Raw genomic sequence first — 6,861 nt, forward strand, 5'->3', positions numbered from 1 at the left:
CCCAGCCCGCGTCCATGCCGTCCTGGCTCGGAGCCTAGGGCGGTGGGGGGAGGGGTGTGGACCGACGGTCGGCCGATTAGCACATTCGGGTGACGGAACCCTTGGCGGGGCGGTCAGGACTCCTGGGGTGTCGCCGTCACGTCGTGGTCGGGCACGGCCTGCCCGGAGCGGATCAGCTCGATCCGCCCCATGACCTTGGCACGCAGGTCGGTGGGCACCTCGTCATGCCCGCAGCACCGCTTGACCAGCTTTTTCACGGCCTGCTCCAGCCCGTACTTCTCCAGGCAGGGAGAGCACTCCTCGAAGTGGTGCTGGAACTTGTCCCGGTCGGGGGGCGGCATCTCGCTGTCGAGGAACTCGTACAGGTGGTCCAGGACCTCACTGCAGTCCGTCTCGTGCGGCTCTCCGCAGCTCATGAGCCCGAGCCTTTCGCTTCGTTCGACGACTCTCCGGCGCCGGCCGGGACCAGCCCGCGCTCGCGGGCGTAGTCCTCGAGCATGCCGCGCAGTTGACGGCGGCCCCGGTGCAGCCGGGACATCACCGTTCCGATGGGTGTCCCCATGATGTCCGCGATCTCCTTGTACGCAAAGCCCTCGACGTCGGCCAGGTACACGGCGATGCGGAACTCCTCGGGGATCGCCTGGAGCGCTTCCTTCACGTCCGAGTCGGGCAGGTGGTCGAGCGCCTGCGACTCCGCGGAGCGCAGACCCGTCGACATGTGCGACTCGGCACGGGCGAGCTGCCAGTCCTCGATCTCCTCGGCCGCACTGCGCTGCGGTTCACGCTGCTTCTTGCGGTAGGAGTTGATGAAGGTGTTGGTGAGGATCCGGTACAGCCACGCCTTCAGGTTGGTGCCCTCGCGGAACTGGTGGAAGGAGGCGTACGCCTTGGCGTAGGTCTCCTGCACCAGGTCCTCGGCGTCGGCCGGGTTGCGCGTCATGCGCAGTGCGGCCGAGTACATCTGGTCGAGGAATTCGAGTGCGTCCCGCTCGAAGCGCGCGCTGCGCTCGGCGGTGGTCTCCGCGCTCGTGTCCGCGCTGATGCCCTGGCCCTCGGGCAGCTCCGCCTGGCCGTTGTCGGTCCCTGCGTCGGTACCGCTGACCGGACCCACCTCCTCAAAGTTCCGGACGAGACCGAAACCGGTCCCACTCGAATCGGAGGATAGACGACCCACGGTCGGGGCCGCCTGTCGATCCGGTCCGCCCACCGCCCGATGAGAGGCGGTCTTGGCCGCATGCAGCACCGTCCAGTCCAGGTCGGCACGGCTGCTGCGAATCGGGCAGAAGGTCGAACCCATGCGGCGGACTTCCTCTCCTACGACATCGGTGCTGGTGGTCAGCACTTCTGTCCGCCTCAACAGCGGCCGCGGGCCGCACATTCCCGAACTCTTTCCGAAGCCTTACCCGCGTGCCGTGCCCGAGTGCTTCCCCGCGTGCCGCCCCGCCTGTCCTACCCGAGTGAGCCGGTCCACGCCGCCACCGCGTCCGTGACCACCGCCAGCGCCTCCGCCTGGTCCAGCGGCGCCCGCTTCGGCACGGCGAGGCCGTGATCGGCGTACGGCACCTCCACCAGCCGGAAGTCGCCGTCGGGGAACTCCGCCGGCCTCCCCCACGGGTCGTTGCCGCCCTGCACGACGAGCGTGGGCACGCCCGCGCCCAGCAGCTCCTCGGCGCGGGACTTCTCCGGCTTGCCCGGCGGGTGCAGCGGGAAGGCGAGCGCCAGCACCCCGGCCGCGCCCAGCTCGGCGGCGGTACGGCAGGCCACCCGGGCACCCGCGCTGCGCCCGCCCGCGACCACGGGCAGGCCCTGCCCGGCGAGGGCGGGCCAGACGCCCCGCCACCCCGTGTCGAGCGTCTTGGGCGCGGGCGCCATCTTCTTCCCGGCCACCCGCCAGGGCTGCTCCACCAGGGCCACGCTCACCCCGTGCCCGGGCAGCGCGGCGGCCAGCGCCTGGAGGTCGCGGGCCTCGATGCCGCCGCCCGCGCCGTGGCTCACGGCGAGGACGAGCCGGGCCTGCCCCGCCGGATGCCAGGTGACGCGGGCGTCTCCCGCGTCCGTGCTGATGATCTCGGTCGTCACATCAGAAGAGTGTGCCCTCCTCGGGGCCCTCCAGCTCCTTCAGCAGCTCCGGCCCGTTGTTGCGGACATTGCTGACCGCCGTGCTCACCGGATAGGCGCGCATCAGGCCGGCCGGGGGCGCTGCCAGCAGCTCGCGCAGGTCGTCCGGGTCGGCGCGGGACGGGTCCAGCCAGGCGTCCCAGCGGTCCGGGGTGAGCATCAGCGGCATCCGGGGGTGGATCTCGGCGAGCGCGTGCGGGCCGTCGGCGGGGGCGACGGCGAGCGGGTCCGTCTCCGCCTCGGTGGTGATCACCGAGCAGGTGGCCCACCAGGCCCGCGGGTGGTCGTCGGGGAGGGTGCGGTCCCGCCAGAACTCGTAGATCCCGGCCATCGCGAACACCGAGCCGTCGGCCGGCAGCACGAAGTACGGCTGCTTGCGGGGCCGCTTCTTCTTCCCCTCGACCTCCAGGTCCCGCTCCTGCTTGCCGGTGACCCACTCGTAGTAGCCGTCGGCGGGCAGGATGCAGCGTCGGGCGGTGAAGGCGCGGCGGAAGGCGGGCTTCTCGTGCACGGTCTCCGCGCGGGCGTTGATCATCCGGGCGCCGCCCTCGGGCGTCTTGGCCCAGGACGGCACGAGCCCCCACTTGAGCGTGCGCAGCTGCCGAACCGGACGCGGGTCGTCCGCGTCTTTCAGAGGGCGGTCGAGAACGGCGTAGACCTCTTTGGTCGGCGCCACGTTGTAGTCGGGCGCCAGGGTCTCCTCGGGCTCCCACTTCTCGACCTCGAAGATCCCCGCGAGGTCCTCGGGCCTACGACTCGCTGCATACCGTCCGCACATACGTGCCACACTGCCAGACTCCGCACGACCACAGGGAGCGCACCGGCCATCATGGACAGCACCACAGCAACCTCCCTCTGGGACGAACTCACCGGCACCCAGCCCGAGCCCCACCTGTGGGTGGTGATCGCCACCGTGGTCGCGGCGCTCGCCGTGACCGTCCCGCCCGGCCTGTGGCGGCTGTCCCGCAACGCGATCACCATCGCCCACGAGGGCGGCCACGGCCTGGTCGCGCTGCTCACCGGCCGCACCCTCACCGGCATCCGGCTGCACTCCGACACCAGCGGCCTCACCGTCAGCCGCGGCAAGCCGTACGGCCTCGGCATGATCCTCACGGCCGCCGCGGGCTACACCGCGCCCCCGCTCCTCGGCCTCGGCGGCGCGGCGCTCCTGGCCTCCGGGCGCATCACGCTGCTGCTGTGGCTGGCGACGGCGCTGCTGCTGGTGATGCTGGTGATGATCCGCAACGCGTACGGCGCGCTGACGGTGGTGCTGACGGGCGGCCTGTTCGTGCTGGTGTCCTGGCTGACCGGGCCCCAGGTGCAGGCGGCGTTCGCCTACGCGGTGGTGTGGTTCCTGCTGCTGGGGGGCGTGCGCCCGGCGTTCGAGCTACAGGCGAAGCGCGCCCGGGGCGGAGCGGGCGACTCCGACGCCGACCAGCTGTCCCGGCTGACCCACGCGCCCGCGGGGGTGTGGCTGTTCCTGTTCCACGCGGTGTCGCTGTGCTCGCTGCTCGGCGGCGGCCGCTGGCTGCTGGGGCTCTGACGGCCCAAGCCGTGCGGGAGCGACCAGCCACAACGGCGCCGCACCCGACGAACAGCCGGTTCACCCCCCTCCTTATAAAGTGGGCCCATGGCCCCGAACCCTGCCCTCTGGCCCGCCCCGCACGCGAGCGGAGCCGTCGACGCGACGGTCCACGTGCCGGGGTCCAAGTCGGTCACCAACCGCGCCCTGGTGCTCGCCGCCCTGGCGAGCGAACCCGGCTGGCTGCGCCGCCCGCTGCGCTCCCGCGACACCCTGCTGATGGCCGGTGCCCTGCGGGCGATGGGTGTGGGCATCGAGGAGACCGTGTCGTCCAGCTCGGCCGGCGCGGGCGCCGGTGACGTCACGGGCGAGGCCTGGCGGGTGATCCCCAACGGCCTGCGCGGACCGGCCACGGTCGACGTCGGCAACGCCGGCACGGTGATGCGGTTCCTGCCGCCGGTCGCCGCCCTCGCCGACGGTCCCGTCCGCTTCGACGGCGACCCGAGGGCGTACGAGCGTCCCCTGAACGGCGTCATCGACGCGCTGCGCGTGCTGGGCGCGCGGATCGACGACGACGGCCGGGGCGCGCTGCCGCTGACCGTGCACGGCGGGGGTGCCCTGGACGGCGGCCGGGTGGAGATCGACGCGTCCTCGTCGTCGCAGTTCGTGTCGGCGCTGCTGCTGTCGGGGCCGCGGTTCAACCAGGGCGTCGAGGTCCGTCACATCGGCCCCACGCTGCCGTCCCTGCCGCACATCCGGATGACGGTGGAGATGCTGCGCGCGGTCGGCGCCCAGGTGGACACCCCTGAGTCGGGCGGCGAGCCGAACGTGTGGCGGGTCACGCCGGGCGCGCTGCTGGGCCGCGATCTGACGGTCGAGCCGGATCTGTCCAACGCCCAGCCGTTCCTGGCGGCGGCCCTGGTGACCGGCGGCACGGTGGTGATCCCCGACTGGCCGGCCCGCACCACGCAGCCCGGCGACCGGCTGCGGGAGATCTTCACGGAGATGGGCGGCTCCTGCGAGCTGACGGAGCACGGCCTGCGGTTCACCGGTTCCGGCGCGATCCACGGCATCGATGTCGACCTGGGGGAGGTCGGTGAGCTGACCCCGGGCATCGCGGCGGTGGCCGCGCTCGCCGACTCCCCGTCCACGCTGCGCGGCGTGGCGCATCTGCGGCTGCACGAGACGGACCGGCTGGCGGCCCTGGTGCGGGAGATCAACGCCCTGGGCGGGAGCGCCGAAGAAACCGCGGACGGCCTGCTCATCCGGCCTGCCTCCCTTCACGGCGGTGTGTTCTCCACCTACGACGACCACCGCATGGCCACGGCCGGCGCGGTGATCGGCCTCGCCGTCGACGGGGTCCTCGTCGAAAACATCGCCACCACGGCCAAGACACTGCCGCAGTTCCCCGAACTGTGGGCGCAGCTCGTGGCCACCGCACGCACCGGAGGCTCTCCGGGTGACTGAGGCCGGCAACCGGAGGGGCTCCCGGGCCTGGGACGAGTCCGATGTGCGAATCCGCCCCAACAAGAAGGGCTCCCGCCCCCGCACCAAGAACCGCCCGGCCTACGAGGACGCCGTGACCGGCCGGATCGTCACCGTCGACCGCGGCCGTTACACCGCGGTCGTCGACGAGGACACCCCCGACGAGCGGCTCATTGTGGCGGCGCGGGCCCGCGAGCTGCGCCGCAGCGCCGTCGTTGCCGGGGATCTGGTGGCGCTCGTCGGCGACCTCTCCGGGGGCCCGGACTCCCTGGCGCGCCTGGTGCGCGTGGAGGAGCGGCGCACCGTGCTGCGCCGCAGCGCCGACGACACCGACCCGGTGGAGCGCGTCGTGGTCGCCAACGCCGACCAGCTGGTCATCGTGGTCGCCGCCGCCAACCCGGAACCGCGCACCGGATTCATCGACCGCGCGCTGGTGGCCGCCTACGACGCCGGCATCCGCCCCCTGCTGTGCGTCACGAAGGCGGACCTGGTGGACCCGGCGCCGCTGCTTGCGAACTACGAGCACCTGGACCTGCGGGTGGTGATCAGCAGGACCGCCGCCGACACCGGCGGCATCGAGGCCACCTCCGACGACGGCGCCTCGGCCCGCCTCTCGGGCGGCGCCATCACCACCCTGCGGGAGGAACTCGACGGGCAGGTCAGCGTGCTGCTGGGCCACTCCGGGGTCGGCAAGTCCACCCTGGTCAACGCCCTCACCGGCTCCACCCGGGCCACCGGAGGCGTCAACGCCGTCACGGGCCGGGGCCGCCACACCTCATCCTCGGCCGTTGCGCTCAAGGCCGCCGGATCCGCCCCCGGCACCTGGATCATCGACACCCCCGGCATCCGTTCCTTCGGGCTCGCGCACGTCAACGCAGACCGGATCCTCCAGGCGTTTCCCGACCTTGAGCCGGGCACCGCCGACTGCGAACGCGGCTGCCTGCATGACTCCAACGCCGTGAACTGCGGCCTCGACGGGTGGGTCGCCCGCGGCGCCGCCGGCGAATCAGGACCGGTGCGCCTCGCCTCCCTGCGGCGCCTGCTGGGCGCCGGGTCCACGGACTCGCGCCAGGCGGCCCAGGAGGCGAAGGAACTGGGGAGCCAGTAAACCCTGTTAGACTGAGGTCAGTTGTTGTGTTGCGCATTGAATTTCTGGCCTTGAATCCTCCTTTCGGAGTTCGAAAGCTGTTTTGATAAGCGAAAACGAACACCACGACGAGCGCACCGGAGTTCGGGGCGTCTCTCACAAGGTAAGGATATTGAAATGGCTACAGGTACAGTGAAATGGTTCAACGCTGAAAAGGGCTTTGGTTTCATCGCTCCCGAAGACGGCGGCGCCGACGTGTTCGCACACTTCTCCGCAATCAATTCGAACGGCTTCCGTTCACTCGAAGAGAACCAGAAGGTCAACTTCGAGACCACCCAGGGACCCAAGGGCCCCCAGGCTGAGAACATCACCGTTCTCTAAGGTTTCCTTCCCCCGGGATTGCAACCTCCGGCCGCGCTGAGCGGCCAAACCAAGGGTCACCGCTGCGGCATTCGCCGCCGGTGGCCCTTGGCCGTTAAGCCCCCGGTGCGGGGCCGGTGGTCGGCGTGGACCTCCGGCGGCGCCGGCAGCCGGGGCCTCCTCCTACGTGTTGTTCGACCGTGGCGCGCCCATCCCGGCGTTCACCCGGTGCGGGCCGGCCGCCGAGGGACTCACGTCGAAGTCGAAGATCGCCGTCGGGATGTAGACC

8 protein-coding genes are annotated in these 6,861 nt (G+C 71.6%); 4 read left to right on the plus strand and 4 right to left on the minus strand.

The genetic code is table 11. The features are described from left to right. Positions 1 to 113 precede the first annotated feature (113 nt). The 4 genes from rsrA to VE614_RS30725 form a co-directional block, all read right to left on the minus strand. On the minus strand, positions 114 to 416 hold the full coding sequence (gene rsrA, locus VE614_RS30710) for a mycothiol system anti-sigma-R factor (protein WP_324944543.1): 303 nt from the start codon (positions 414 to 416) through the stop codon (positions 114 to 116). Then, the gene (locus tag VE614_RS30715; protein WP_206313135.1) at positions 413 to 1,111 is read right to left on the minus strand and encodes a sigma-70 family RNA polymerase sigma factor; all 699 of its coding nucleotides are present in this window, start codon (positions 1,109 to 1,111) and stop codon (positions 413 to 415) included. Before VE614_RS30715 ends, rsrA begins: the two co-directional genes overlap by 4 nt. Before the next feature lie 338 nt (positions 1,112 to 1,449). Then, positions 1,450 to 2,079: an alpha/beta family hydrolase gene (locus VE614_RS30720; RefSeq protein WP_324944546.1), complete on the minus strand. Its 630-nt coding sequence runs from the start codon at positions 2,077 to 2,079 to the stop codon at positions 1,450 to 1,452. Position 2,080: 1 nt separating this feature from the next. Beyond that, complete coding sequence (locus VE614_RS30725; protein WP_324944549.1) at positions 2,081 to 2,896, minus strand: SOS response-associated peptidase; 816 nt, start codon at positions 2,894 to 2,896, stop codon at positions 2,081 to 2,083. 51 nt (positions 2,897 to 2,947) lie between these two features. On the opposite strand from VE614_RS30725, the gene VE614_RS30730 reads away from it, so the two are divergent. From VE614_RS30730 to VE614_RS30745, 4 genes are all read left to right on the plus strand, one after another. Beyond that, positions 2,948 to 3,661 carry a M50 family metallopeptidase gene (locus VE614_RS30730; RefSeq protein ID WP_324944552.1) on the plus strand — a complete coding sequence of 238 codons (714 nt, stop codon included), beginning with the start codon at positions 2,948 to 2,950 and terminating at the stop codon, positions 3,659 to 3,661. Positions 3,662 to 3,748: 87 nt separating this feature from the next. Then, complete coding sequence (aroA, locus tag VE614_RS30735) at positions 3,749 to 5,107, plus strand: 3-phosphoshikimate 1-carboxyvinyltransferase (protein ID WP_324944555.1); 1,359 nt, start codon at positions 3,749 to 3,751, stop codon at positions 5,105 to 5,107. Then, complete coding sequence (gene rsgA, locus VE614_RS30740; protein WP_414719670.1) at positions 5,100 to 6,233, plus strand: ribosome small subunit-dependent GTPase A; 1,134 nt, start codon at positions 5,100 to 5,102, stop codon at positions 6,231 to 6,233. Before aroA ends, rsgA begins: the two co-directional genes overlap by 8 nt. Before the next feature lie 156 nt (positions 6,234 to 6,389). Continuing rightward, complete coding sequence (locus VE614_RS30745; protein ID WP_026532371.1) at positions 6,390 to 6,593, plus strand: cold-shock protein; 204 nt, start codon at positions 6,390 to 6,392, stop codon at positions 6,591 to 6,593. The last annotated feature ends 268 nt before the right edge of the window (positions 6,594 to 6,861 follow it).

It is taken from the genome of Streptomyces sp. (assembly GCF_035645055.1).
Classification (GTDB): Bacteria; Actinomycetota; Actinomycetes; order Streptomycetales; family Streptomycetaceae; genus Streptomyces.